We start from the raw sequence: 25,178 nt of genomic DNA, 5'->3' as shown, positions 1-25,178 counted from the left end.
TGATTTTGTCTGCCCCTCCTAAGTACCCACCCTCGCTCCTATAGCCATGAACCACCCCCAATCACTTCTGGTTGCTGAAACTGGTCCGTTTCAGGTTCCCAAAAGTCCTATCACTGACCAAGCATCGTCTGCTGTACGTTTCTCTCTGGTGGTTCCCACCTATAACGAGGGCAAAAACGTCAGAGCTATTGTGACGATTCTCTGTCACTTGCTAGACGAAGCTTTGCCTAATGATTACGAGCTGATCATTGTTGATGATGACAGCCCCGACCGCACCTGGGAACTGGCGCAAGCCATGACCCCTGAATACCCCCAGCTACGCGTGATTCGCCGGCAGGGAGAGCGGGGACTATCAACAGCGGTGATTCGCGGTTGGCAAGCAGCTTCGGGCAAGATTTTAGGAGTGATCGACGGCGACCTACAGCACCCACCTGAGGTGCTGCTGCAAATGCTGGAATCGGTGCAGGGTGGGGCTGACTTGGTGGTGGCAAGTCGGCACGTCGAAGGCGGCGGGGTGAGCTCTTGGAGTCTGACGCGGCGGATTCTATCGCGGGGGGCTCAAGTTCTGGCGCTGACCATCTTGCCGGGGGTAATTGGTCGGGTGTCTGACCCTATGAGCGGCTACTTTATGCTGCGCCGTAGTGCCATCGCTGGGCGAACCCTTAGTCCTGTAGGCTACAAGATTCTGATCGAGGTGATTGGGCGGGGGCGCATGAACACTATTGCCGAAGTTGGCTATGTGTTCCGCGAACGCCAGGAAGGCGAGAGCAAAGTGACTTGGCGGCAGTATGTAGACTATCTGCACCATCTGCTGCGGCTACGGCTATCACTTGGGCGGGTCGGACGAATACGTCGCTCTCTATCTCAGTGGCAGTTAGGACGATTTGTGCGCTTCGGTTTGGTGGGTTTGACGGGGGTATTTGTAGATACGACGTTGCTCTACCTGCTTCACGACCCTAGTGGGTTGGGTTGGGCACTGACCCGGAGCAAGATTATCGCTGCTGAGTTCGCGATTATCAATAACTTTCTTTGGAACGACCGTTGGACTTTTGGCGATATTTCTAGTCAGCAACGGGGCTGGCGCAAGCGATTCAAGCGGCTGTTGAAATTTAACTTAGTCTGCCTGATTGGTTTGGGTTTAAATGTGGTGCTGCTCAATGTGTTGTTCAACAGTTTGAAGGTCAACTACCTAGTGGCAAACCTGCTGGCTATTGCCGCAGTCACCATTTGGAACTTCTGGATCAACTCGCGCCTAAGCTGGCGAGTTACCGAAGTTACCCGAGAGGACTAAGCGAAATCGGGACCAGGTTAGCCCGCTTGGGAATCTGATCTCGCCATTACTTTAGCCCGATCTTTTAAGCATGCAGAGAACCTACGGAAGGACAATATGACGATCAGCGTTGTGACCGGTGCGGCTGGATTTATTGGCTCTAATCTCAGCAAAGCGCTCCTAGAACAGGGCAAAACAGTGGTTGGGATTGACCACTTCAACGACTACTACGATCCCTCACTAAAGCGCCGAAATATCGAGTCACTACTGGCCTATCCAGGATTCAAGCTGATTGAAGCTGATCTTAGTCAGTTCGACTGGCAGCCCCTCCTTACAGATACAGATGTGGTTTATCACCAAGCTGCTCAAGCAGGGGTGCGGGCTAGTTGGGGACAGGGCTTTCATGCCTATACCGAGCGCAATATCACGGCAACCCAGCTTCTACTAGAAGCAGCCCGTCAAGCTCCCAACCTGCAACGGCTAGTCTATGCCTCAACCTCTTCGGTCTACGGTGATGCGGAATGTTTCCCCACCTCCGAACAGGTGGCCCCTCAGCCGGTCTCACCCTACGGCATTACTAAGTTAGCAGCGGAGCGGTTGTGTTTTCTTTATCAGCGTAATTTTGGCGTGCCAGTAACGGCGTTGCGCTACTTCACGGTATACGGCCCGGGGCAACGACCCGACATGGCCTTCCACAAATTCTTCCGAGCAGTGCTCAAGGATGAAGAAATCCCGATTTATGGAGATGGGCAACAAACTCGGGATTTCACCTACATCAGTGACGCGGTTGCTGGCAACCTAGCAGCTGGCAGTGTGCCGGCGGCGGTCGGACAGGTCTTCAATATTGGCGGCGGTAGCCGAGTTGTACTAAGCGAGGTTCTCGACACTATCGAGCAAATTGTCGGTAAACCCCTGCGACGTCGTCACCAAGAGAATGCGATGGGTGATGCTCGCCACACGGCTGCTGACATTAGCCGCGCCCGTACTCTGCTAGGCTATGAACCGAAAGTGGGCCTAGCAGAGGGGTTGGCACAGGAGTGGGCCTGGATCCAGACCCTCTATGCACCTGTCGTCGTTGCCTGAGTTGTCGTTGCCTAAGTTGCCCTTGTACAAGCGGCCAACTCGGCATTGACATCACGGAGACAAAACTTTATTGGTTACCGCGCCGGATTCACAGATTTTACACAGACGAAGCAGACTTAAGCTTCTATAAATGTACTGTTGGCAAATAGTGGATCCGGTGTATTTACATCCTTCTTAGCTGCGCGGTTTCCGATTGTCACTTTACCGCCCTGCTTTTGGTTTACCCATTTGCCGAGAATGGCGGACTCTCTCTGGCCCAAAGGTCAGCTTAAACAGCTCGTGCCCATTCAACCTGATTGCAAAACGCGATGAACACCCTGCTATCCTCTGGCCTACCTGGGACCTTACAATCCTCCAATCCTGAGCTAGAACTCTCAATTGTTGTGCCCATTTACAACGAAGTTGAGAGCTTGCCCCATCTAGTCAACACAATTGCTAACACCCTGGTAGGACAGTACCGCTACGAAATTATCTGCGTGGACGATGGATCGCGGGATGGTTCAGTCGAGTTGCTGAAGGATATGGCGCAAAGCCGCTCTGACTTACGGGCTGTACTGCTACGCCGTAATTATGGTCAGACGGCAGCAATGGCAGCTGGTTTCCGCTACGCCAAGGGACGCGTCATCATCACTCTAGATGGCGACCTGCAGAATGACCCGGTTGATATTCCCCGGCTGCTGGCAAAGCTCGATGAAGGCTACGACCTAGTGAGTGGCTGGCGCAAGGAGCGTCAGGACGCGGCCTTGACTCGCCTGTTGCCCTCTAAAATTGCTAACTGGGTGATCGGGCGAGTCACTGGGGTTCAGCTGCACGACTACGGCTGCTCACTCAAGGCTTATCGATCTGAGTTAGTGGCAGACATGAACCTTTACGGTGAGCTGCACCGCTTCTTGCCAGCCTTGGCTTTTATTGAAGGGGCTAGAATTGCTGAGCTGCCAGTGCTCCACCATGCTCGTCGCTTTGGCCACAGCAAGTACGGTTTGGGACGGACCTTCCGCGTGTTGATGGATCTGCTGACCATCTACTTCATGAAGACGTTCCTTACCCGTCCCATGCACGTTTTTGGGTTGTTCGGGCTGGCTTCAACGGCGCTAGGTACAGTGCTGGGCCTTTACTTGACCTTCTTAAAATTTGGCCTGGGGCAGAGCATTGGCGACCGCCCTTTGCTCATTCTCACCGGTGTCCTGATCCTGGCTGGGGTACAGCTCTTCAGCTTTGGTCTGCTGGCAGAACTCTCCATCCGCACCTATCACGAATCTCAAGGCCGTCCTATCTACCGAGTTCGCGAGGTTGTGGAGTCAGGTGTGGCAGAGTCTAACGAAAGCGACTAGATTTTCCTATCTGTAAGTTGGGGGCTTGGCAATGCCAAGCCCCCAATTTTTGCTTGCTAGTTAATCGCAAGTGTTTAAAGTCATTGCCGTTTACTCGGCTGGTTTGCGTTCGCGCTTGAGTTCAGCAAACAAGCCCAAAGCGCCCAGAACCAGAAAGCCCAATATTGAGGCTGGTTCTGGGACAGAGGTTGGTAGATAGGCAATGCCAATTGGACGCAACAGTTTATCGTTGGTGGGCACAAAAATCGGCCCAGCATTGCCCAAGGACGGCAGAGGTGCCCCTGTTGTGCTGTCGTAGCGCAAAATAGCCCCCAATTCCCCTCCAGTTGGTGAGTTGTCAAAGCCTACGGTGTAGAGAAGATTGCTGGCACCGAAGGTTAAATTGCCTACGAAATTGCTGCTGGGAATCGTATTGGTGTAATTGGTCGATAAGGTATCTACCAGACTGGCGGTCGATAAATCGTAGCGGCGAATGTCGTTGGCAAAGTCGCTCACAAACAAGTCGCCCCGTGGACCGAAGGCCAAACCTAAAAAGCTGACAAACCCGAAACTATCGGGTGACGGTGACGGTTGTTCAATAAAGACAGTCGAGTTCTTCGTGGCGATATCAAAGCGCAAAACTTGACTGGGCAAGCCAGGAAAGGTTGCAGTTCCATTAACAGCAATGCTGCCTTGAGTCGTGACGTAGAGGCTACCATCTGAACCAAACAGCAAATCGTTAGGACCGTTGAGGCCACCAGCCAGCCCATTGCCCGCCGCAAAGACATCTAGAAAAGCGCCAGTGGTGCCGTCATAGCGCAAAATTTGATCGGAAAGAAAGCTACTGACATACAGGTTGCCATCGGGACCAAAAGCAGAGCCGTAGGGACGAAACAAGCCGCCACCTGAGGCAAACACATCAATAAATTGGCCTGTCTTGGCATTAAAACGCAGGATTGCCGATGAAGCAGCTGTTTTGCCACTGCTCACGTACAGGTTGCCGTCAGGACCAAAGGTTAGGTCATCTGGATCAACCAAGCCACCACTGCCAGGGGCAATAAAGTCACCCAGAAACTGGCCGGTGCGCTCGCTGAAAGTCACCACGTTGTTACCACGGGTGTTACCGATTAGAAGCGCTGCCTCCGCTTTGGGTCCCTCTAGATTGAATGCTGCTAGGGTGCCGAGTAAGAGGGTAGCTCGCAGCAGAAGTAGTGAATTGCGCATAAGAAGTCAGTATTTTCTCGGAGGACAGCGTCATTTTCAGCAAGAGTTTGCGGGAAAACTGTCCCCGTACACACTAAAGTCCGGAGTCTACACGTAAAGATTTCGTGAAGAGTGGAAGCCAATAGATTCTGATCTGCCCACAGCTCAGACAAGGGTGGGTAGTGATCTAGGTTTTCGAAGCTGTTATTAGTGGTCGGTTTGGCTTGACAAGCCTTGCTTTTAGGGGGCTTGCCGTGGATAGATAGGGAGATAACAATGGGCTATTCCTTAAGGAAGCTCGCGATTTAGGTCGGTTTTAATGCTGCTTGAACTAGCTAATTATTGGCGGGGGGCCTTAGGGCTTTTACAGAAGCAAGATATTCAGAAGGTAGAGCATTGTCTCGCACAGATGGTGCCCCAGACCGAAGCCAAGATTTTGCTGGGTGATGATTGTGCTGCCATTCCTGAAGGTGATGGCTATTTGCTTTTAGCTGCCGAAGGAATGTGGCCTTTACTGGTAGAAACAGAGCCTTGGTTTGCCGGCTGGTGTTCGGTTCAGGTCAATGTCAGTGACATCTACGCCATGGGTGGCCGTCCCCTAGCCGTTGTCGATACGCTTTGGAGCAAGAGCACTAGCGCGGCTGAGCTCGTTCTGAAGGGAATGATCGCTGCGGCTCAGACTTATGGCGTGCCAATTGTGGGCGGGCATACTAACCTCCACAGCCCCTATGAAGCTCTAGCCGTTGCGATTTTGGGACGAGCCTCTCGCCTGCTGACTAGCTTCAATGCTCAGCCTGGAGATACCTTGCTAGCTGCGGTCGATCTGCGCGGACAATCACATCCCCAGCACCCCTTTTGGAATGCCAGCCGTGGTGTTGAACCAGCCCGATTACGAGCCGATTTAGAACTATTGCCTCTGATTGCTGAAGCAGGTTGGTGCGATGCGGGCAAAGACATTAGCATGGGTGGCATTCTAGGCACGCTGCTGATGTTGCTAGAAACTTCTGGCTGTGGAGCGGTTTTGAATCTAGATCAGGTGCCTAAGCCCGCCTCTCTGCCTCTAGAACGCTGGTTACTCTGCTTTCCTAGCTATGGTTTCTTGTTGAGTGCTCGGCCTGAGCAGGTGACTCGCATTCAAGAGCAGTTTCGACAGCGTGATCTGGTGTGTGAGCCGATTGGTCAAGTCCAAATGGCTCAGCAATTGGTGTTGCAAACTGGTGATGAACAAATGACTTTTTGGGATCTGGCCCAAGTTCCCTTTATGGGTTTCTCACCCAAATAACTGAAGATAATCTAGCTGGTTACGCTAATGACACCATTGTCGCCACTTCGTATTGCCTTATTAACCTATGCAACTAAACCTAGAGGCAGTGTGGTTCATACGCTGGAACTCGCAGAAGCCCTTCAGGATTTGGGCCACCACGTATGCGTGTATGCACTCGATAAGGACGGTAGTGGTTTCTATCGAAGCCTGCGTTGCCCTCATCAAACCATCCCAGCTCAACCCGTAACTGGTAACATTGATGCTTTAATTCAACAGCGCATTCAAGAGTTTGTAGATTTTTTGGCTAACATAAACACAACTTACGATTGTTACCACGCCCAGGATTGCATCAGTGCTAATGCGCTTCTAAGTTTGAAAGAGAAAGGAAGCATTCCTCATTTTTTGCGCACCGTTCATCACATTGAAGACTTTAATAGTCCCTATCTACAGCGTTGCCAAGATCAATCTATTCGCCGTGCTGATCGGTGTTTATGTGTAAGCTTGCATTGGCAGGTTGCTCTACAAGAGGGTTACGGGATTGCTGCCTCTAGAGTATTCAATGCTGTGGACAATCAACGCTTCTCGCCTCACTCAGATGGCCTTGAAAGCGAATTGAAGACTCGGTTAGGATTAAGTGGCTGGCCCATCTATCTCACAGTCGGCGGTATTGAGCCACGCAAAAACTCTCTAACTCTGCTGCATGCCTTTATCCAGCTGCGACAACAGTATCCGCAAGCACAGCTAGTTATTGCGGGAGGCGCAACTCTATTTGATTACGAAGCTTATCGCCAAGAGTTTTTTGCAGTGGCGCAACAGACAAATTTACAAATTGGCAAGTCGCTGATTCTACCCGGGGTAATTACTGATGCAGATCTGCCTGCTTTGTATCGCTCGGCGGACGCGTTTGTGTTTCCCTCCTTAAAAGAAGGCTGGGGCTTAGTTGTGCTAGAAGCAATGGCCAGTGGCCTGCCAGTGCTGGTTGCTGATCAACCTCCGTTCACAGAGTTCTTGACTGCTCAGGAGGCGTTATTGGTTGATCCTAACGATCCGCAGGCACTGGCAACAGAGATGGCTAAGCTGCCTAATCCTCTAATTGCCCAAAAGCTTAGTGAGGCAGGGTTGCGACGTAGCGCTGACTATAGCTGGGCACGTTCGGCCTTAGCGCATGCTGAAGTCTATCACCAGTTTTTGCAGTCCCAGGCAGATCAAGAACCAGTTCCAGTTAGGAGGTAATATGCCCGAGATTCACTTTCGCGTGGAATGGCCCGACGGTCGTCAGGAAAATTGTTACTCGCCTTCTTTGATTGTCAAAGACTATTTTGAAGAAGGTAAGAATTACAGCCTTGATGATTTTTTAGAACGCAGTCGAACCTCACTGAAAATTGCTGATCAGCGTGTTTTTGCGAAGTACGGGATGCACTGCACAGCTGCAATGTCACAACTAGACAGAATTGAAAAAGCGGTGCTTGAATACCAAGCTCAGCCTGCAGGCACAGCTCAACCTGCGGGCACAGTGCGCTTGGTTCAGTTCATTACCTAGAGCAGTGCCAATCTTGCAACAGGATTGCAGTCTGTAGGCCAAGATATAACCACGGGCACACTCGCAGGCTAGGAGCAACTGCCTCTAGCCTCGAGTCACCAGGTTGAGCAGGCAGCAATGTCCGTTTGCTCGGCTTCTGACGTTTGCTGCGCTACGAACTGGCCTCCTGTTATGGTGTTGAACTCTCTGCTGCGGGTTGCGAAGGATTCCCGGAAGATGCCAATCCGGTTCGTCCTGGTGGTACCTTTTGTCCTTCAAACTTTTGCTGCGGTAGGTCTGACCGGTTGGCTCTCGCTGCGCAACGGGCAGCAGGCGGTGAGTGATGTCGCGGCTCAGTTACGGCATGAAGTGACGGCCCGAATTCAGGACCGGCTCCAAACCTATCTGAGCACACCCCACACGATCAATCAACTCAATGCCAATACCATCCGGCTGGGACAGCTGAATATACGGGACATCCGGGGCTTACAGCAGCACTTCTGGCAGCAGATTCAACTCTTTGACTCGGTCAGTTACATCTCTCTGGGCAACCAGCAGGGCGAATACATTGGCATCGAACGCGCCGCCCAGGGGGATTTGCGAGTCGTTGTGACCGATGCGTCTACGCGCGGGGATGGCTATAACTATGCCACCGACCGGCAGGGTAATCGCACCCGAATCGTACAGATCAATCGCAACTACGACCCACGGGTTCGGCCCTGGTACACAGCAGCAGTGAAAGCAGGTCAGCCGACGTGGAGCCCGGTTTACCCGGTATTTGCAGAGCCTAGATTAACGATTACCGCAGGTCAACCGGTCTATGACCGCCAGGGAAAATTGCTTGGAGTTGTGATCACCGACTTGGTGCTGTCACAGATCAACGAATTTCTGCACAACCTGCGGATTGGGCGCTCGGGACAAACCTTTATCGTGGAACGCTCAGGTCTGCTGGTCGCCAGCTCGACTCTGGAGCAGCCCTCCCTCGTTGAGAATGGGGTGACCAAGCGCTTGGCCGCGACCGACAGTGGCAACCCGTTAGTGCAGAACACGGCTCGCTACCTGACTCAGTATTTCGGCAATCTGGAGCGTATCAAGGACAGCCAACAGCTAACCTTCAAGCTGGGCAACGAGCAACAGTTTCTTCAGGTGACGCCCTTGCGAGATAGCCGGGGCATTGACTGGCTGATCGTTGTAGTCGTGCCTGAATCAGATTTTATGGAGCGAATCAATGCCAATACCCGCTCCACGATTCTGCTGTGCTTGGGAGCACTAGTCCTGGCAACCCTACTCGGCATCTTCACCGCGCGACGGATCGTGCAGCCCATCCTGCGTTTGAGTGTGGCGGCGGAGGCGCTGTCTGAGGGGCACTGGGACCAAGCCGTTCCTCTAAGACGGGAAGACGAACTTGGGGTGCTAGCTCGGGCGTTCAACCGCATGGCGGGGCAGTTGCGTGAATCCTTTGTCGCTCTAGAGCAACGCAATGAGGAGCTGGAGAGCCGAGTGGCAGCTCGTACGGCTGTAATCTGGGAGTCTAACCAACAGCTGCAAGTCGAGATTACGGAGCGCCAGCAGGCCGAAGAGGCCCTGCAACAAGCGAAGGAAACTGCGGAGGCTGCTAATCGAGCCAAGAGTGAATTTCTAGCCAACATGAGCCATGAACTGAGAACCCCGCTTAACGGCATTTTAGGTTACGCCCAAATTCTCAAACGGGAGCGAAACTTAACGCCTCGTCAGCAGGATGGCTTAGGCATTATTCAGCAGTGTGGGGAGCACCTGTTGGTATTGATTAACGATATTTTGGACCTCTCCAAAATCGAAGCCCGGAGAATGGAACTCCATCTGAGCGAGTTTGCTTTTCGCGAATTTTTGCAAGGCATTGCTGCTATTTTCCGGGTTCGAGCCGAACAAAAAGGTATTAGTTTTCTCTATGAGGTGTTGTCGCCTTTACCAATGGCAGTGCGGGGTGATGAACAGCGCTTGCGGCAGATTTTAATTAATCTGATTGGTAACGCTGTTAAGTTTACAAATCAGGGGGGAGTTGCCTTCAAAGTGGGGTATCACGGTAGCAAGCTTCGCTTTCAAGTTGAAGATACGGGCATTGGCATCGCCCCTGACAAACTGACGGAAATCTTTCTACCTTTCCAGCAGGTGGGTGAACAGCGCCATTTAACGGAGGGAACGGGGCTAGGTCTACCAATTAGCAAAAAATTAGTTGAGATGATGGGAGGTGAGCTTAAGGTCAAGAGTAACTTAGGCCAGGGCAGTTTGTTTTGGCTAGAACTAGAGTTGCCAGAGGTGGCTGATTGGTCCGCAACTGCCGCCAACCGTGAGCCAAATATCATCGGATTTCAAGGTCCCCAACGCAAGATTCTGGTAGTTGATGATAAGTGGGAGAACCGCTCAGTTCTAGTTAACTTTCTCACACCTTTGGGTTTTGCGGTAGAAGAGGCCAGTGACGGCCATGATTGCTTGACTAAGGCAGCAGTGTTTAAGCCTGACGTCATTTTGATGGATCTGATTATGCCAAGCATGAACGGATTGGAGGCAACCAAACAGTTACGCAGCTCTGATGATTTTAAAACAGTGGTTGTGATTGCCACGTCTGCCAGTGCCTTTGACTACGACCAGCAGAGCAGTTTAGAAGCGGGTTGCAATGATTTTATTCCCAAACCAGTCCGCACAGATGAACTGCTAGAGCGTTTGCAATTCCATTTGAATCTGAAGTGGAACTATGATGTGGAGCCGTCTCAGGATAAAGCGGTGGCTGAGGCTGGACTATGGGTTGCCCCTTCTCCGGAAACTACGGCCACTTTGCTGAGCCTAGCAATGATCGGCGATATTCGGGGCATTCTGGAGCAAGTTGACCAACTTGAGCAACTTGACGCTGGCTTGGCGCCTTTTGCAACGGAGTTACGTCAGTTAGCTAAGAGCTTTCAAATCAAGAAAATCCAAGAATTTATCAAGAAATATTCAACGGTTGGAGAATGAGCAACGTAGCTGACGATAAAAGCATTATCCTGATTGTCGATGACAACTCGACAAATTTAGGAGTGCTTTTCGATTTTTTAAGTGATTCTGGTTTTAAGATTCTGGTGGCTCAAGACGGCGAGAGCGCTATTGAGCAGATCAGTTATGTCAAACCTGACATCATTCTGTTAGATGTGATTATGCCGGGTATCGACGGTTTTGAGACTTGCCGTCGGCTCAAAGCCAGTGATTCAACCCGAGATATTCCGATCATTTTCATGACGGCCCTATCTCAAACTATGGACAAGGTGAAAGGCTTTGAAGTAGGCGCTGTTGATTATGTTACTAAACCCATTGAACATGAGGAAGTCTTAGCTCGGATTAACACACATATAACGATTGAAAACTTGAAGCAATGCCTTCAGGCAAATAATGATTCGCTACAGCAGGAAATTAACGAGCGTAAGCGCATAGAGGAAGCGTTACGGGTTTTGCTGCATGCGGTTTCCCACGATCTGCGCAATCCAGTGACTGGAACCTTGATGGTGTTAAAAAATCTGCTCAAGCGTGGTGCGAAAGCAGAGGCCAATCCGCTAGACCAAGACCTAATTCCAGTGCGCCGGTCAGTTTTAGAGCGGATGATCCAGGGCAGCGAGCGACAGTTGCACCTGATTAACTCCCTGCTGGAAGCGCATGCGAACGATGTGCAAGGGGTTGTGCTTCACTGTACCCAGGTGCAGCTCAGCTCACTGCTGCAAACCCTGGTGGCTGATTTAGAACCTCTGTTGGTTCAAAACCAGGCAACTCTGATCAATTCGACTCCTGACGATCTACCGCCAATTGAGGCCGACCCTACTCAGCTTTGGCGAGTGTTTGAGAATTTAATCACTAACGCCTTAAAGCACAATCCGCCGGGTTTGCAAATCAAGCTCAACGCAAGCCTTGAGGACAATTGCATTCGCTGCACAATTGAGGATAGTGGCATTGGTCTTGATCCCCAACAGTGTCAGACTCTATTTGATTTATATGTGCGAGGCTCCCAAGCTCGGCGCTCCCTGGGGCTCGGTTTGGGCCTTTACCTCTGCCGCCAAATTGTGACTGCCCACGGCGGGCAGGTCGGTGCGATCAGTCGTCCTGGGGCTGGGGCCACTTTTTGGCTGACCTTGCCCTTGGCGGCCAGCGTAGAGTGTCAAGGGTAAAGACTGTAAGTTACGACTAAACCTCTAAAGCCGGCGCTGGCAGTACACTTCAGCCGCCGCGCGGTGGAGCAGCGAATGACGGTAGGCCAGAGACCTAAGGTCATCGGCGTAGCCACCGCCAATCACACTAGCAACTGGGTATCCCTGACCAATACAGGTGCTCAAGACCTGCATATCTCGACGAAAAATGCCGCTATCGGTCAAAGCTAATTTGCCCAATCGGTCACCAATATGGGGATCGACGCCAGCATCGTAAAGCACCAGATCAGGCTTGAACTCTGACAGTAAATCAGGCAAGTAGGCAGCCAGGGTCTGCAGGTAGGCATCATCCTCCAGCCCTTCCGGCAGAGGGACGTCTAGACTGCTTTGCTGCTTCGTACCCGGAAAATTAACCTGACAGTGCATTGAGAAGGTAAACACAGTGGGGTCATCTTGAAAAATGAAGGCGGTGCCGTCCCCCTGGTGCACATCGAGGTCGACAATCAGCACCCGTTGCACTAAGCCCAGCGCTTGTAGAACCCGCGTCGCCACGGCCAAGTCGTTAAAAATGCAAAAGCCCGAGCCGTAGCTGGGAAAGGCATGATGGGTGCCGCCCGCTGTATTGCAAGCCAAGCCGTGAGCCAGAGCCAACTGAGCCGTCAGCACCGTTCCGCCTACCGCAATGCAGGTTCGCTGAACTAAGGCCGGGCTCCAGGGCAACCCAATCCGGCGTTGAGCTTTAGGGTCGAGGCTGCCTTCACAAAATGCCTGCACGTAATCTGCTGCGTGAACTTGCTCTAACCAGGCTTGAGAAGCTCGCTCCGGCTGCCAAAACTGATTGCTCTGAGCCACACCATCGGCTAGAAGCAACTCATAAAGCAAGCGAAATTTTGTCATCGGAAAGCGATGGCCTGCTGGTAGAGCGGCAACGTAGTCCGTGTGATAGATAATCGGCAAGGGCATAAGCAAGTTAATCGCGATCTAAAGCTCAGCGCTAATCTCAGTGCTACAACCAGCTTGAATATGCTAGCGACTCGGCCTATGAATCTCCATGGGCTTGAGCTCGCCTTGTCACATTGGTGTCATACCCCCTACTTAAATTAAGAACTGTTAGCCTGCAACTGAATTCAATCGCTTATGAAAACCATTCAGCCTAGTCGTGAAGTGAACGACGTTGAACGCAAGTTTCCCTGGAAGCAATCAACGATTTGTCTATCAATGCTTGTGGTTGGTGCAGGAGCAGCACTAATCGGTGATCGCTTGCTGCTCCAGAATTCAGAGCCAGCCTCAGCTCCCATTTCTCAGCTCTCCCAGGCACCCACACCAGTGGCCCAGCGTGCTGCCCTGCCGCTGACTGCAGACTCCAATTTTGTAGTCGCAGCTGTTGAGAAGGTGGGACCAGCTGTGGTGCGTATTGATTCTGCTCGCACTGTAGAAAGCCAGGGACCTAGTGCTTTCAATGACCCTTTTAGACAGTTTTTTGGATCGAATGGGTCAGAACAGCCGTCCCGACAGGTTGAGCGGGGAACTGGCTCAGGTTTCATTACCCACTCGGATGGCACCATTTTGACCAATGCCCATGTGGTCGATCGTGCTGACACAGTTATGGTGACTTTGAAAGATGGGCGTCGCTTCAAAGGCACAGTCCTAGGCAAAGATCCGGTCACCGATGTTGCGGTGGTCAAGATTCAGGCCAACAATTTGCCAAGTGTTAGCCTGGGCCGCTCTGAGCAATTACGACCAGGGGAATGGGCCATTGCCATTGGTAATCCACTAGGCTTAGACAATACGGTTACCACTGGCATCATCAGCGCTACCGGTCGCTCCAGCAACCAGGTTGGCATCAGCGATAAGCGAGTGAACTTTATTCAGACCGATGCCGCAATTAACCCTGGCAACTCGGGTGGTCCCTTGCTGAACGCACAGGGCGAAGTGATTGGCATGAACACGGCAATTATCAGGGGGGCTCAAGGCTTAGGCTTTGCAATTCCGATTGCTAAAGCTGAGCAAATTGCCGAGCAACTGATTGCCAAGGGCAAAGTTGAACATCCCTATCTGGGTATTCAGATGTTGGCGCTTACCCCTGAAGTTAAAGAGAACCTCAACAGCGACCCCAACAGTGCCATTACGGTTGAAGAAGACCAGGGCATTCTAGTTGTGCGGGTTGCCCCTGGTTCACCGGCGGCAAAAGCTGGCTTGCGGGCAGGAGATGTCATTCAAAAGATCAACGGTCAAAGTGTCGCGGACGCTGATGCTGTGCAACAGCAGGTTGAGGCCAGTTCTGTAGGCGGTAACCTACAGATGGAGCTGCGGCGCAACGGTCAAACGCTCAATTTAGGTGTGCGGCCTGGGGCCTTTCCTCATCAGCTTGAACAATAGTTTCTAACAGCCTCTGCCAATAGTCTCCAGGTTTTGTTTCTAGCTGTTACGGGGATTCTGCAACCGCTGTAGGAGGCAGGAAATGATGTTAAGTGATGCCTTAGCTGGTCAAGCAGTTCAGCTGCGTCAGGGCGTGGTCCTTCAGGTTAGCCACAGTCCAGGCTGCTCTCCAGCACTTGTTTTTCTGCATGGAGGGCTGGGCAACCGCTTCAACTGGCGCTCTCAATACGAGTTTGCCCAAGCCCAGGGCTGGGAAGCTCTGGCTTACGACCTAGCAGGACACGGCCAGTCCAGTGCCTACCGCCGCTATTCCCTAGGACGGCACCAGCGGGACCTGAGCCTCCTCCTACAGCGCTTTGACATTCGGGCCCCGGTTCTCTGTTGCCATAGCTATGGCGTGCCTCTAGGTCTGGAGTGGGCACATCGCCACAGTGTGAGCGCTTTGATTGTGATTGGTGGCGGTACCCATGACCTCGATCCTTGGTGGGAGGTACCGCTAATAAAATTTCTAGCTTGGGGCGGTCGGTATCTTTATTACCTGCCAAGTGTGCAAAAGCTGACCAATCGTCTGTCTAGCCCTTATCACCACAGCGTGATGGAGCGTTTTTTTGCCGAGAGTCCACTTCCTACCCAGCGTGCGCCTTATACAGCACTACAGATTTTTTGGGGTTACAACTTTTTTAGACGTCATCTAGAGCCACTCAATTCTCAGGTGCCCGTTTTAGTGATTAGTGGTGATCAAGATCCAATGTTTATGCCCGCAATGGGAGCAAGTTTAGCTTCGCTATTTCCCCAGGGTAAACATCTCAATGTTGCTAATGCTGGACATTTAGTAATGGCTGAGCAGCCCGAAATCATTAATCAGGCGATTGCTGAGGTAGTTCAGTCGGTTGTCAAAGTTTAGTCAGCAGCATTATTAAATTAATCCTGGTTTCGCTTGCATAGAGCTGTTGCAGCGTAGACAGGGCATTGCTCTTGTTAGAATTGAACCAATCGGTAGGCTCGGCATAACTCCTTAAGAACTAAACCTAAGATGCGCTAGTTATCAGACAGCCAGAGATCTTAGTGATGTTTTAGAAATGTCTTGGTAAGGAATTGCCCAGCTATTTTAGTTTAGTACTATTTAAGTTTTGACCTCGAGCCGAGACTTTTTGCTTGGGCGCGATAGTCGTCCTGGCAAGTCTAGCCAGGCATATATAGCTTGATACAAAGCCGTCTGATTGAGCAACCACAATAACTGCAACACCAGAGCTAACAGAACCCAGACGGGTTCACCGTGCTGTAAAGTATTTAGCAACTCCAGTTCATCAACGAAATGACTGGCGAGCAGCACACCAAACAAAACAATCAGCCCAATGAGTACAGCTCGGCGCTAGGTGATCATTGGTTAGGAGCCTGGTTTAAAGTAATCAAGTAGCCGATCGCCTGAATCAGCCCGCACCAGCCCAACCACGACATCTGGTAACGCAACCAGGCTAGGATAAACGAGATAGCGAGGCTGCCATTGGGGATGAAATTTTTCTTTAAAGGCATGTAGCCCTTTGAAATTGTAGAACCGGTTTAAATGTTCATAGAGATATTTTAGGACTCTTTCAACTTGGGGGGCTTCCTTCGTGTTACCAATCCCTCTAAACTTAGCCGTGATAACAGCGCATCTGAGATCGGTGGCTCATGAAATTTAATCTCATGACCTAGTTTCTTAAGTCGATTTAAAGGGGTTCTTAAACCCTTGCCTGCTTTGCCCTCTAAAGTAAACTCTTTGAGGTTAACAACCGCTTCTTCCCCAATCTGAAGAGTTTGGAAGCCTAACTCTCGGTATAGGTCCAAATCATCAGGTAGAGTCTGATAAAACGCAGGGTACCAATCGTTGCGCTCACAAAACTGTTGAAAGCCAATAATCGTTTCTCGGCGATCTTCTTCAGGGCCAATGGGATCACCTAAAGCAATGGCACCACGCCCTTTCGGAACATAAGCAATCAGGCTGTGGCCCGCTGGGCTGAAATAATAAGTCTTATCTTCAAATAGAGTCATACGGGCTAAGGAAGAAGGCCTAGACTGCTCCACAATTGCTTGGGCTTGTTGTCTTTCCCCTAGACTGACGACATCACGCCAAAGCACCGGGCGCAATAACATAACCAGCACATAGAGGAACGTTACGCCACCGATCGCGTAGATAGAATCAGCAAAAAACTGCCCAAAACGTGTCGTCGGTACAAGCCCACCACTATCATCAGTGAAGAACATTGCTATTGTTTGAACGATAGCTGCTTGCAGACCGAAATTGACTTTGTAATGGTTATCTAGAAAATAAAAACCGGCTGTTCCGTAGGCTAAGGTAAACAGCAAGGCTCCGATTACGGTTCGGATGCCCTGCGCAACTGAGGGGCGGTCGGAGCGAGCGGTAAAGACCTGGCGCAGGAGCAGCAGTTGAATCAGGAGTACCGTAGAGAGCAGACTTTCCTCGTAATCCAGTCCTTTGAGTAAGTGGCTAACGATTGAGACGACGAGCAGCACAACCGCTAGCCACCAAGCAACTCGTTTGCGCCGCAGAATATTAGTCGCTAAGGTTAGCAATACAAAGCCAGTAATCGCCGCAAACAAGTGTCCACCGGCTCGCACCTCGAATGGCAGAAATTCCCTTAGCCACTCGCTTCGGTTATGTAGGTTGGGGGTCGCTGCCGAGAATAGATTGACCACACCCACTAAGCCAGTTAACAGAGCTGTTAGCCGGAGCCCAAGGCGAGTACGCGGTGTCAACATAGATTCGGGTACGCCGTCTAATAAAGAACACTATCGGTTACTGACTGGAGGTTCGGGACGGAGGTTCAGGCCAGAGGTTCAAAGCTCGCAATTGTGAATTAACATAACGAACTCGAATATCCTCCTCAGCCTTTGAGGCCAGATATCTTGTCCGATCCTCCTCCAGGCAAAAATTGCAGTTAGAAAATTACGGTTGCTCAAAAACCAGGCGAGTGTCTGTCATTAGGGAAAGCCTCATTCGCTATTCATTAGAGCCTAAGGTTTGCCTGTTGCATTACTATGCTGGGCTTGTGGCATGGGTGTGTAGTCTCTGGGCTGTGTAATCTCTATGCTGACGGCAACCACTAATGGCAACCGAGAAGATCTAGCTCAAGGACCAACTTCTGACTGTGCGTTCGTCGTTAAATCAGGCTTAATCTCGGTAGGATCTAGAGTATTGCAGCGAGATGGAGCTCATTCATTGAGTTCAGTCATCTCAGTTCAGTCATTTCAATTCAGTTATCTATGGCCCCCCAACACTCTCCCGCCTTCCTGGCCCTGGTTGAAGATGCTAAAAGCCGGATTCAGGAATGCAGCATTCAGCAGATCCGCGAGCGTCAGCTCCAGGGCGACCCATTCCACTTGGTGGATGTCCGCGAAGAGTCGGAGTGGCAATCAGGTCATATCCCTGGTGCCAACCATTTGGGTAAGGGGGTCATTGAGCGTGATATCGAGGCAGCTATTCCTGATAAAGACAGCCAGATTGTGCTCTACTGTGGGGGTGGCTTCCGCTCCGCTCTAGCTGCCGATGCTTTACAAAAAATGGGCTACACCCAGGTCATCTCAATGGATGCTGGGATGCGGGGTTGGCGCGAGGCGGGTTATCCAGAAGCGAAGCCTTAAGCGGCCTTAAACCGCCTTGGACTATTGATAAACCTTTAAAAGCCTCAAAGTCTACTGGAATAGTGTAGGTTTGAGCTGGAACCCTATTGACCTCAGACCCAGGAGCGGCGTCGGTGAGCATCTCAGTTAAGCAGGTCTCTAAGCAATTCGGTGACTTCAAAGCCCTTGACCAGGTCAGCCTGGAAGTCAAGGAAGGAACCCTAGTGGCGTTGCTTGGGCCATCGGGCTCTGGCAAGTCCACCCTATTGCGAGTCATTGCTGGTCTGGAGAATCCTGACTCAGGTTCAGTGGTGATTAACGACTGTGACACCACGAACCTAGATGCCCGTGACCGTAATATTGGCTTTGTCTTTCAGCACTACGCTCTGTTCAAGCACCTGACCATTCGTCAAAATATTGCCTTTGGTTTGGAGATCCGCAAGCGTCCCCGTACCGAGATCAAGGCCAGGGTGGAAGAACTGCTGGAACTGGTGCAACTGAAGGGACTCGGCAATCGCTATCCTTCCCAACTCTCCGGCGGTCAGCGTCAACGCATTGCCTTGGCACGGGCTCTGGCCGTTCAGCCGCAGGTTTTATTGCTGGATGAACCTTTCGGTGCCTTGGATGCCAAAGTGCGGAAGGACTTGCGAGCCTGGCTGCGCCACCTGCATGATGAGGTTCACGTCACCAGCGTCTTTGTCACCCACGATCAGGAAGAGGCGATGGAAGTGGCTGATGAGATTGTGGTGATGAACCAGGGGCGTATTGAGCAAATTGGCACGCCCGCAGAAGTCTACGACCAGCCGGCAACACCTTTTGTGATGAGCTTTATCGGCCCCGTCAATGTGCTACCCAGTGATGCCCGTCTGTTCCGAGACAGTGGTTTAGAGCCAGTGCACAGCAAGATGTTCATTCGGCCCCACGACATTCAGGTGCAAACTTCAGCCAATGGTGCCACAACGCCAGCTTTGGTTAAACGGGTAATCCATTTGGGCTGGGAAATTCAAGCAGAACTGTCACTGAGTGACGGTCAGATGGTGACTGCTCACATCACACGAGAGCAGTTGTCTGAGTTGAATCTGCAACCAGGGCAAAAAGTCTTTATCAAACCCAAGGATGCCAAGTCATTCCCGCTCATGGACTACTCGATTTGAGCTTGCCTTTAAATGCCTTCAACTTAAGGGTTTCACACTTAAAGGTTTCACAACTGGGCAAGGTCTTAAGGGCACCTTAGCCTGTTGCTGTTAGAGTACGGGGAATTTTAGAGCCCCAAGCCCAATGAAGCGCCAGTTTGCTCAAATCGCTGCCTGGATTTCTGGGCTGTGCTGGTGTAGCGGTCTAGTCACTGTGCTGCTTGCCTCAGCGGTCCAGGCTTCCTCCTTGGTTGGTCTTGATTTCTTGGGACAAGCTCAGTTTGCAACAGGAGCTATTACTGTCCAGGGCACTCAAGTCGGTGGCCTGTCTGGCATTGCTTACGACCCAAGCCGCAATTGCTACTACAGCATTTCCGATGATCGTAGCCAAATCAATCCGGCTCGGTTTTATACCCTCAGCATTGATCTGAGTCAGGGGGGTTTGTCGAGCGACAAGGTCGCCTTTACAGACGTGACCCTGCTGCGTGATCGCAATGGGCAGTTGTTTGCGCCTTTGAGCCTCGACCCCGAGGGCATTGCCCTAACGCGTAACCATACTCTCTGGATCTCCTCAGAAGGAGACGCGAATCGTTCGATCAATCCATTGGTTGGCGAATTTACGCTAACGGGTCAACAACTACGCACTCTGCCCATTCCAGAAAAATTTCTGCCCAGCTCGCCTGCTCAGGGCATTCGCAACAATTTAGCCCTGGAGAGTTTGACCGTTACGCCTAACCAACAGACTCTATGGACTGCAACCGAAAATGCTTTGGTTCAGGATGGGCCAGTCGCCACGTTGGACCTGCGTAGTCCATCTCGCCTGCTGAAATATGACTTGTCAACTGGCAAGCCGGAACAGGAATATCTCTACTTAACTGAGCCGGTCGCAGCAGCAGCCAAACCGACCACTGGCTTGAGTACCACTGGCTTAGCTGACTTACTCGCTTTGGATAACGAGGGCCATTTTCTCAGTTTAGAACGGTCATTTTCCACGGGAGTGGGCAATACAATCCAGCTGTTTGAGATATCTCTAGCGGGTGCAGATGACATCAGTGCGCTCTATAGCTTGAGTGCGCTTGACCTTAGCAAGCTCAAGCCGGTTCACAAGAAGTTGCTACTCAACTTGAATACGCTGAATTTGCCTCTGAATACCTCTCTAGATAATGTTGAGGGCGTCACGTTTGGTCCCCTCTTGCCCGATGGACGCCAGTCTTTGGTATTGGTGAGCGACAACAACTTCAGCTCCACACAATCGACTCAGATTCTGGCGCTGGGTGTGCGCATTCAAGCTACTCGCTCAAGCTCCAGGCCAAATTGGATGGGACCCACTTTGCTGCTGCTTGGTGGGATGCTTCTGCATAAACAGTCTCTTTTTCTGAACGGTGACTAGTGGCTGGCTCTGACAGATGGGATGAATAGTCGCCTCCGTCATCTGCCTTCTCCTGTTCACCGCCGCTCCTGAGCAACTGCCCCTGATCAAGATGGCTGTCCTTTACCCAGGTCGAGAGTGCTGGCGAAAGTGCTAAAACCACGTCTGGTCCTAGATTTGACGGCTCAACGCCAGCCACCTACTGAAGGCCTTCCCGCTCAGCGCCCGGACGACCTTTCAGCACCGAACAATGCTCAAACAGCAGTTTACTGGCCTCGTTTTTCCATTGCCTGTACCTTCTTGTTGAGCTGTGAGACGAACATCAGCAGTTGTTTGACCTGCTTTTGCAGTTCGTCCACCTTGGCATTGAGCGCGACTACGTCACCGCCAGCCCCATTGGCTGAACCATTACTAGCTGTTGCCACAGGTGCCGCTTGAGGACGCTTTTTGGCCTTGATCATGGCCTCTTTGATTGCGCCAACCAGCTCCCGTTGCTCAAAGGGCTTCTCAATAAACTCGAAGTACTCGAAGGGTTCCTGGATCTTCTCAGTAACCTCTTCGCGGCGACCAGACATCAGGACAAGGGGAATATTCTGAAGCTCTGGATGCTCCTGAAGACGCCTAAAGACCTCATAGCCACTCATGCGTGGTAGCAGAAAGTCCAGCATGATAAGGCTTGGGCGCTCCTGCTGGATCAGGTTCAGACCCGAAGTACCGTCAGCGGCTTCTAGAATTTCAAAGTTGCCCTGCGGAAGCATGTCCCGGACCTTCATCCGGATTACCTTGCTGTCGTCAATGACCAGTACCTTATGAGTTGCCAAACCTTAACCCCTCCTAGCACAGTTGCGTTCACGAAATGGACTTTCCAGCCCTGCCGGGTAGACACCCGCCGACTCTAGCCCCTGATGGACAAGATGTAGTGCAGTCATCTTTGCCCAAATCTAAACCCGACTTCACTGAATTTAAATAGATCTTGACTCATCGTTTTTCCCTAGATTCTAGTCTGTCTGGGAGCGCCTGGTATAGGTTCTAAACTGCCTGCCCCTAAACTGACTAGCTTTACACTGAGGGGAAGCGCTTCTGCCCTCGCTCTCCTTCGCTCTAAACCAGGAATGCCTCACGACCCCAAGGACCGGCGGCAATCTAGCCCAGTTTCTCTGCCTGACTGGGTTCGCCGCCCTATCGGTAGAGCCAGTGAACTCTCGACAGTGCAGCAAATTATCAAGCAGCGAGGCATCCACACGATCTGTGAGGAGGGACGCTGCCCCAACCGAGGGGAGTGCTATGCCCAGCAGACAGCGACCTTTTTGCTGATGGGGCCGACCTGCACCCGAGCTTGCGCCTTCTGCCAAGTCGATAAGGGACATGCGCCCCTGCCTTTGGACCCGCAAGAGCCGGAGAAGGTCGCGGAGTCGGTTGTGCTGTTGGGTTTGAAGTATGTGGTGCTCACCTCGGTCGCACGGGATGACCTGCCGGACCAAGGCGCTGGCTGGTTTGCTGCCACGCTTGCGGCAATTCATAGCCGCGCGCCTGAGACTCAAGTTGAGGTGCTGACACCGGACTTCCGGGGTGAATATCAATGCATCAAAACGGTGGTGCAGGCCGGTCCCGTTTGCTACAACCACAACCTGGAAACCGTGCGTCGTCTGCAAGGCCCCGTGCGTCGAGGCGCTAAGTACGAGCGGTCGCTGAACGTGCTGCGCACGGCCAAAGAACTGAATCCCCAGTTGATCACTAAATCGGGCCTGATGGTCGGTCACGGCGAGACTTGGGCTGAGCTAATCGAAACCCTAGGCGATTTGCTGGACGTTGGCTGTGATCGGCTGACCATTGGTCAGTACCTGCGCCCCTCGCTGGACCATCTGCCAGTTCAACGCTATTGGACACCTGCGGAATTTGAGGAGCTAGGTAAGGCAGGGCGCGAGATGGGGTTCGCCCATGTGCGCTCTGGCCCTCTGGTCCGTAGCTCCTATCACGCGGCTGAGATGGTTTAGCTGGTCAGAAAGTCTGCTAGGCTAAGCTGACGCTGATGGGGAAGTCAAGTAATTGCCCATGGAAGGACCGCAACAGGACTCCAAGCCACTGCCCTCGGAGAATCTACCGTTCCCGCACCTTGCCCCTGACGTTGTAACCAATCAGCCAGCAACTCGGCCAGCAACAGAGTCACAGCCTCGTTGGATGATTTGGGGTCTACTCATTGGTGCTGGCATGCTGGCAGTGGGAGCGGGTGCTTTACTGCTCAGCTCCGACCCTCAATCCCAAGCTCAGCAGAGCCAGACTGCTGGCCAAACTACTGGTGCCTCAACGACAGCTTCGTCAGGTGTTGCGCCTGTTGTCAGCGTTGTGCCGGTGCAAACGACTCAGGTTCCCCAGTTGCTAGCGGTCACGGGTTTCGTCAGAGCCGAGGTGTTGCTGCCCGTGGTTGCGCCTCTAACTGGTTTGCGCATTGAGTCTGTAAATGTTGAGAAAGGGGCGACGGTGCTGGCTGGACAAGTGCTGGCGGTCCTAGACACCACATCCCTAAAAACTCAGGTTCAGGAGGCTACTGCTAGCTATCAGAGAGCCGCTGCTGCGGTCGGTCTTCAACAAGCGGCCGTAGAGCAAGCTCAGGCTCGTTTAACTAAGATCCAGGCAGGAGCCCAACGCTACCAACAACTCTTGCAGCAAGGAGCCATCAGCCAGCAGGAAGCTCAAGCTCTAAGTCCCAACCTAGCGTTGCAAGAAGTTCAGATGGCGCGGGCTAACCTCGCTAGTGCTCAGGCTAGTGCGGCCAGCGCAGCTGACCGAGTTCAGCAGCTACAGGCACAGCTCGCCCAGGTCTCAACTGAAGTCCGGGCTCCCGTTGCTGGCACGATTGCTAACAGCTTTGCCAGTATTGGCGCTGTGACTTCAGGCAAGCAGCTTTTTCTGCTTGCCCGTGGCGATCAACTTAAACTCGAGGCTCAAGTCAGTGGCGGCGAGGCTGCCCGTTTACAACCGGGGCAGCCAGTGGAAGTGCGCTCTAGCAGCAATAAAGGACTGGAGATCAACGGCCAGGTCCGAGCCGTTGATTCGGCGGCCAACAGCAGTTCGGGACCGGTAACTGTGCATATTGCCCTACCACCGAACCCGCAGCTTAAGCCAGGCATGACCCTCAATGGCCGAGTGTTATTGGGACAGGCTCAGGGGATGGTGTTGCCGCCTAGTGCTGTTAACGCTCAGCCGGATGGTAGTCACCATGTTTTTGTGGTGGATGAGAGCAATGTGGCGCGGGCTAGAGTCGTCAAGCTGGGCATCCAGTCAACAGGAGCGGTCCAAATCACTGAAGGCGTCCAACCTGGAGATCGAGTGGTGATTTCTGGCGCTAACTTGATCCAGGATGGTGATTCGGTGACGGTTTCGCCGAATAATGCGGTGCCCAACATTGAACCTAATACGACTGTCCCTTAGGTCATCTGTCCGCTAAGTCAGAGTGTAATTAAGTCAGAGCGCGGTTGGCCCAAAGCTGTTCAATGGTGACAAAGCGGTAGCCTTGAGCCAATAGAACCGGCAGGAGCCGGGCGGTGGCGGCAGCAACATCTTGCCCACCACTGGGGCCATCGTGCAACACCAATAGGTCGCCGTTACCGGTTTGGCTCAAAACCCGCTCCACCACAACCTCTACACCGGGTCGCTCCCAATCAACTGGCACCACACTCCACATCACCGTCCTATAACCCCATTGGTTCAGTAGCTTTAGGGTTTGGGGCGTGAATAGACCGTTAGGTGGGCGCACATCTCGCACCTGCTGAGGCGACAGACCACAAACCTGTTCGATGGCTGCTTGGGTCCGCTCTAGGCTGTGACGGAGTTCGACTGGTGAGAGCCCAGGAAAAGAACGATGATCATAGCCATGCAAGCCAATCCAGTGACCCGCCGCAACAGTAGCTCTGGCAGTTGTAGGCGTGTGTTCAACCCAGGAGCCTAACCAGAAGAAGCTTGCAGTGATGTCATAGTGATCTAGAACCCGCAGCAGATCTGGGCTGTGCTCAGGGTGGGGGCCATCATCAAAGGTCAGAGCAATTTCACGTCGCTGAGAATTCCCCAACCACAGGCAGCCGGGAAACACGGGTTTGAGTACCTGATGTAGAAACGGCAATACGGGGGCCAGCATGAGCACACACGGCAGAATTTTCACTGTAGAGCTGAGTCCCAGCATAGGAGCCTGGAAGGCTGACAACTACCCACAAAGGTCAGTTTTTCAGCTGATTACTGCTCGAAAGTCGCTCTAAAATCGGTTTGGGATCAATTTGGTATCTATTGATCACCAGTGAGCCGAGTCTAGCGAGTTTTGTGGATCAGTGCTGTGGCAAAACCGACTCTTGGTTCCTCCTCCAGCCGAAGGCGTTCTAAGCGAGACTGGCGGCGTCAGTTTCGTTACTTTTACTGGCGGTTTGTGCGTCTGCGTTCGACACCAGAGGAAATTGCTCGCGGGCTGGCAGTAGGCGTTTTTGCCGGTTGGTATCCAATTTTTGGTTTGCAGATCGCTGTGGGGATTTTGCTGGCAACCTTAGTGCGTGGCAATCGGTGGGTCGCTGCTGCTGGAACTTGGGTGAGCAATCCTCTAACCTATGTCCCCATTTACGCTTTCAATTACCACGTGGGCCAGTGGCTCCTGGGCAGTAAAAATCAGATCTTTAGCGATGACAGTTTGCTGTCTTGGCAGAAGTTGACGCAGTTGGGAACCGAGTTTTTGACCACCTTGTTTGTAGGTTGCTTTGTAGTAGGTGCAATCTGTGCTTTTTTTAGTTACTTTCTAGGGTTATGGTTGGCCCATCGAGTGCAGCGGCGGCGCCTACAGAGACGAAGAGCGAAGCGGCTAGATTGAGGTCCAGGTAATCATCTCAATCTTGGAATCCTCTTT

Annotated in this window: 22 protein-coding genes; 16 read left to right on the top strand and 6 right to left on the bottom strand. The window is 52.2% G+C overall.

What is annotated here, in order from left to right:
• Positions 1-46: 46 nt before the first annotated feature.
• The 3 genes from H6F94_RS25470 (at position 47) to H6F94_RS25460 (ending at position 3,684) form a co-directional block, all read left to right on the top strand.
• Entirely contained in the window at positions 47-1,291 is a 1,245-nt protein-coding gene (locus tag H6F94_RS25470) for a glycosyltransferase (protein ID WP_190805091.1), read from the top strand.
• 96 nt (positions 1,292-1,387) lie between these two features.
• Positions 1,388-2,353, top strand: coding sequence for an NAD-dependent epimerase/dehydratase family protein (locus H6F94_RS25465; protein ID WP_190805090.1), 966 nt, complete (start codon positions 1,388-1,390; stop codon positions 2,351-2,353).
• A gap of 308 nt (positions 2,354-2,661) precedes the next feature.
• On the top strand, positions 2,662-3,684 hold the full coding sequence (locus H6F94_RS25460; protein ID WP_190805089.1) for a glycosyltransferase family 2 protein: 1,023 nt from the start codon (positions 2,662-2,664) through the stop codon (positions 3,682-3,684).
• A 90-nt stretch (positions 3,685-3,774) separates the two neighbouring features.
• Here H6F94_RS25460 and H6F94_RS25455 read toward each other — a convergent pair whose 3' ends face one another.
• The gene (locus H6F94_RS25455) at positions 3,775-4,887 is read right to left on the bottom strand and encodes a Vgb family protein (RefSeq protein WP_190805088.1); all 1,113 of its coding nucleotides are present in this window, start codon (positions 4,885-4,887) and stop codon (positions 3,775-3,777) included.
• Between the two features lie 298 nt (positions 4,888-5,185).
• On the opposite strand from H6F94_RS25455, the gene H6F94_RS25450 reads away from it, so the two are divergent.
• The 5 genes from H6F94_RS25450 (at position 5,186) to H6F94_RS25430 (ending at position 11,815) form a co-directional block, all read left to right on the top strand.
• Positions 5,186-6,148 carry a sll0787 family AIR synthase-like protein gene (locus tag H6F94_RS25450; RefSeq protein WP_190805087.1) on the top strand — a complete coding sequence of 321 codons (963 nt, stop codon included), beginning with the start codon at positions 5,186-5,188 and terminating at the stop codon, positions 6,146-6,148.
• Between the two features lie 27 nt (positions 6,149-6,175).
• Positions 6,176-7,363, top strand: coding sequence for an MSMEG_0565 family glycosyltransferase (locus tag H6F94_RS25445; RefSeq protein ID WP_190805086.1), 1,188 nt, complete (start codon positions 6,176-6,178; stop codon positions 7,361-7,363).
• A 1-nt stretch (position 7,364) separates the two neighbouring features.
• Positions 7,365-7,670, top strand: coding sequence for an MSMEG_0570 family nitrogen starvation response protein (locus H6F94_RS25440; protein ID WP_190805085.1), 306 nt, complete (start codon positions 7,365-7,367; stop codon positions 7,668-7,670).
• Positions 7,671-7,886: 216 nt separating this feature from the next.
• The gene (locus tag H6F94_RS25435) at positions 7,887-10,637 is read left to right on the top strand and encodes a hybrid sensor histidine kinase/response regulator (protein WP_199320663.1); all 2,751 of its coding nucleotides are present in this window, start codon (positions 7,887-7,889) and stop codon (positions 10,635-10,637) included.
• A complete protein-coding gene (locus H6F94_RS25430) occupies positions 10,634-11,815 on the top strand; it encodes a hybrid sensor histidine kinase/response regulator (RefSeq protein WP_190805083.1) in 1,182 nt (393 codons plus the stop codon). Before H6F94_RS25435 ends, H6F94_RS25430 begins: the two co-directional genes overlap by 4 nt.
• Positions 11,816-11,839: 24 nt before the next feature.
• Here H6F94_RS25430 and H6F94_RS25425 read toward each other — a convergent pair whose 3' ends face one another.
• Positions 11,840-12,757: a histone deacetylase family protein gene (locus H6F94_RS25425; RefSeq protein ID WP_190805082.1), complete on the bottom strand. Its 918-nt coding sequence runs from the start codon at positions 12,755-12,757 to the stop codon at positions 11,840-11,842.
• Between the two features lie 174 nt (positions 12,758-12,931).
• Between H6F94_RS25425 and H6F94_RS25420 the strand changes: the two genes are divergently transcribed.
• On the top strand, positions 12,932-14,173 hold the full coding sequence (locus H6F94_RS25420) for an HhoA/HhoB/HtrA family serine endopeptidase (RefSeq protein WP_190805081.1): 1,242 nt from the start codon (positions 12,932-12,934) through the stop codon (positions 14,171-14,173).
• 82 nt (positions 14,174-14,255) lie between these two features.
• Positions 14,256-15,077 carry an alpha/beta fold hydrolase gene (locus tag H6F94_RS25415; RefSeq protein ID WP_199320662.1) on the top strand — a complete coding sequence of 274 codons (822 nt, stop codon included), beginning with the start codon at positions 14,256-14,258 and terminating at the stop codon, positions 15,075-15,077.
• A gap of 483 nt (positions 15,078-15,560) precedes the next feature.
• Here the strand turns inward: H6F94_RS25415 and H6F94_RS33355 are convergent, their stop codons facing one another.
• A complete protein-coding gene (locus H6F94_RS33355; protein ID WP_313949400.1) occupies positions 15,561-15,797 on the bottom strand; it encodes a phosphatidylglycerol lysyltransferase domain-containing protein in 237 nt (78 codons plus the stop codon).
• Entirely contained in the window at positions 15,755-16,933 is a 1,179-nt protein-coding gene (locus H6F94_RS25410) for a phosphatidylglycerol lysyltransferase domain-containing protein (RefSeq protein WP_242041420.1), read from the bottom strand. The genes H6F94_RS33355 and H6F94_RS25410 overlap by 43 nt, the downstream gene beginning before the upstream one ends.
• Before the next feature lie 504 nt (positions 16,934-17,437).
• On the opposite strand from H6F94_RS25410, the gene H6F94_RS25405 reads away from it, so the two are divergent.
• The 3 genes from H6F94_RS25405 (at position 17,438) to H6F94_RS25395 (ending at position 20,317) form a co-directional block, all read left to right on the top strand.
• Complete coding sequence (locus tag H6F94_RS25405) at positions 17,438-17,815, top strand: rhodanese-like domain-containing protein (RefSeq protein WP_190805080.1); 378 nt, start codon at positions 17,438-17,440, stop codon at positions 17,813-17,815.
• Positions 17,816-17,928: 113 nt separating this feature from the next.
• Positions 17,929-18,948 (top strand): sulfate/molybdate ABC transporter ATP-binding protein, encoded by a 1,020-nt coding sequence (locus H6F94_RS25400; RefSeq protein ID WP_190805079.1) that lies wholly within the window; start codon positions 17,929-17,931, stop codon positions 18,946-18,948.
• A gap of 124 nt (positions 18,949-19,072) precedes the next feature.
• Positions 19,073-20,317 carry an esterase-like activity of phytase family protein gene (locus H6F94_RS25395; protein ID WP_190805078.1) on the top strand — a complete coding sequence of 415 codons (1,245 nt, stop codon included), beginning with the start codon at positions 19,073-19,075 and terminating at the stop codon, positions 20,315-20,317.
• Positions 20,318-20,562: 245 nt separating this feature from the next.
• Here H6F94_RS25395 and H6F94_RS25390 read toward each other — a convergent pair whose 3' ends face one another.
• Positions 20,563-21,117 carry a response regulator gene (locus tag H6F94_RS25390; protein WP_190805077.1) on the bottom strand — a complete coding sequence of 185 codons (555 nt, stop codon included), beginning with the start codon at positions 21,115-21,117 and terminating at the stop codon, positions 20,563-20,565.
• Between the two features lie 291 nt (positions 21,118-21,408).
• Here H6F94_RS25390 and lipA point away from each other — a divergent pair, with 291 nt between their 5' ends.
• The gene (gene lipA, locus H6F94_RS25385) at positions 21,409-22,290 is read left to right on the top strand and encodes a lipoyl synthase (RefSeq protein WP_190805076.1); all 882 of its coding nucleotides are present in this window, start codon (positions 21,409-21,411) and stop codon (positions 22,288-22,290) included.
• Positions 22,291-22,348: 58 nt separating this feature from the next.
• Positions 22,349-23,725, top strand: a complete 1,377-nt coding sequence (locus H6F94_RS25380) for an efflux RND transporter periplasmic adaptor subunit (RefSeq protein WP_190805075.1) — start codon at positions 22,349-22,351, stop codon at positions 23,723-23,725.
• A gap of 28 nt (positions 23,726-23,753) precedes the next feature.
• Here the strand turns inward: H6F94_RS25380 and H6F94_RS25375 are convergent, their stop codons facing one another.
• The gene (locus tag H6F94_RS25375; RefSeq protein ID WP_242041419.1) at positions 23,754-24,428 is read right to left on the bottom strand and encodes a polysaccharide deacetylase family protein; all 675 of its coding nucleotides are present in this window, start codon (positions 24,426-24,428) and stop codon (positions 23,754-23,756) included.
• Positions 24,429-24,620: 192 nt separating this feature from the next.
• Here H6F94_RS25375 and H6F94_RS25370 point away from each other — a divergent pair, with 192 nt between their 5' ends.
• Entirely contained in the window at positions 24,621-25,142 is a 522-nt protein-coding gene (locus H6F94_RS25370) for a DUF2062 domain-containing protein (RefSeq protein ID WP_313949374.1), read from the top strand.
• The last annotated feature ends 36 nt before the right edge of the window (positions 25,143-25,178 follow it).

This window comes from Leptolyngbya sp. FACHB-261, assembly GCF_014696065.1.
Lineage (GTDB): Bacteria > Cyanobacteriota > Cyanobacteriia > FACHB-261 > FACHB-261 > FACHB-261.
This window is presented reverse-complemented; position numbering and strand designations above follow the sequence as displayed.